A 1,960-nucleotide genomic window follows, 5' to 3' on the forward strand; every position below is an offset into this window, starting at 1 on the left:
CTCTTTACCATGCTGTTCAAAAAACACTCACGAAAGATCAACACGCCCTAGTAAACGCTTTTTCTTTATTTTGAGCAATGCTCTTTATTTCTTGCTCTTTAAGAGCATAGGTATAAAGTTGAACATCATCGACCGCAAACTTATCAGAAATAAATCGAGTCGATGAAGTCCAAATTCCATTCGCACCTGTTCCTTTATTCTGCCCATTAGTACTCATAAACCAAGGACCATAGCCTTCCGTTGAAGCATCCCAACTCGAATCAATCCAAGCATGAGTTCCCCCTGGGTATACCCCTTCGAACCCAGCAGGTAAGGGGATGTAATCTAAAAAGTTAGACGGATCAGTACTTAAAGCCATAGGGACCAAATTGCCATCTACCCATGTTGATACTTGATTATTTTTACGATCAATTACCCACGCAACAGAGTGCCAAACATTATTCGCAATATTGGCTTCATCTGGCTTAGCAAATGCATGAATAATATGAGGACTATTTGAGAATGACGTTCTTGTGTACATTTGTCGACTGACTAGCGTCCAACCTAACCCTTTTTCAGGCTCCCCGGAGCGGTGGCTGTTTCCATTAAAGTGTGACAGAGCAAAACCATCATCAATCTTCCCTGAGCTGAATATACTTACCTCATGAATACCCTTGTTTTCCGGTGCTGTACGATAGAAACCATCTTGTTTGTAACGAGCCACAATCGAAAAACTCTGTTTACCAGGTGCTAAATCATGAGGCATATGCTTTTGTAATGTCATCAGGTTGTTTTCTGAAAAAGTAGGTTCAGTTTCAGCCCTTCCGGTATTCGTTGATGTTTGATCAATCACATACTGGTGAAAACCGACATCAGGGTAAGCGGCAAAATAAGGTTTACCGAAATACATTTCTTTACCAGCTCGGTTTATCAGATGCTTAAAATTAGGCTGGCTGTGTTTGTCATGATTTTTTATATCTTGTCTTATCGTAAAATGATTATCGGAAAGATAAAGCACTCGTGCGTTACTTTTCACACTTACGTGAACTTCTGAACTATCTTTTAAGCCTGTGTCGTCCGTAATTGTGTAGCCAAAATGGTCTTCTCCTACATAGCCTTCAACAGGTGTATATTTTAGTTTTCCAGCCTGTAGCTCTATAACCCCACCTTTCTGGCTCAGTTTCGTGTAGCTATCTAAAGATAACTCTCCGCCAACGTTTATTCCGTTTGCATCAAAATCATTCTCAAGCACATCGACGATTACCGGTGTATTACGAGTAGTACCAATGTGATCAATATTTGCCTTAGGGTTCATGCGTGACTCCATCGCTGGCGCCAAACGCTGATCAATTGCGCTTGAAGTCTTCATCGTCGAAATCATATTGGTATCTATGGCAAACGAGAAACTCATCAAAGTACTGGTTTCAGGTCCAACATGGTGCCCTAACGAAAAAGTATGGCCAATTTCATGCAGCGTATGCGCAAGATCTGGGTGAAAATCGCAACGACTTGAAAGCCCTGACGCATTGCAACGCTTACCTTCTTTAAAAAAGGTTTGGCCTATCTGAAATTCACTTGGCGATTCCGATCTGACTAGTGGATCTAGTATTGGACTGAGTTCACTGGCGGTCTTTCCACCACTATTTATGGTAATAACACCGATTGGGTAGTCCACTCGTATCAATGCATCGCGCGCAAAAAAGTAGTCCAGCGAATTCGTTGTATGATCCATTGCCGCAATAGTATCGATAATGTTTTTATTGAAAGACGTCTCAAGCGATTCAATATCAACAAGGTAGCCGATACTGCTCATTTGAAGTTTCATGAGTGATCGAGCAGGAACCGGTGACTTTAAAGAAGGCCCTGGTAACTGATAGTTGTTTTCAACTGCTACTAGTTCTGCTGGTGAACGATGTAGATCCTTATCTAATTAAACATTGATAACCCCCCAGCTCTGCTGGGGTGACTCGCATAGGTTTGA

General features: G+C 41.7%; 1 protein-coding gene. It reads right to left on the minus strand.

Annotation, left to right across the window (positions count from 1 at the left end):
- Positions 1-37: 37 nt before the first annotated feature.
- On the minus strand, positions 38-1,804 hold the full coding sequence (locus AB6C75_RS23365; protein WP_372109485.1) for an Ig-like domain-containing protein: 1,767 nt from the start codon (positions 1,802-1,804) through the stop codon (positions 38-40).
- Between the last annotated feature and the right edge of the window lie 156 nt (positions 1,805-1,960).

Origin of the sequence: Vibrio sp. 10N.237.312.B06, from assembly GCF_041464685.1 — a bacterium.
GTDB lineage: Bacteria > Pseudomonadota > Gammaproteobacteria > Enterobacterales > Vibrionaceae > Vibrio > Vibrio tasmaniensis_A.

Bases quoted from the DNA above. Each gene is read 5' to 3' on its own strand.
- AB6C75_RS23365 (WP_372109485.1), bottom strand. From the start codon at position 1,804: ATGAAACTTCAAATGAGCAGTATCGGCTACCTTGTTGATATTGAATCG.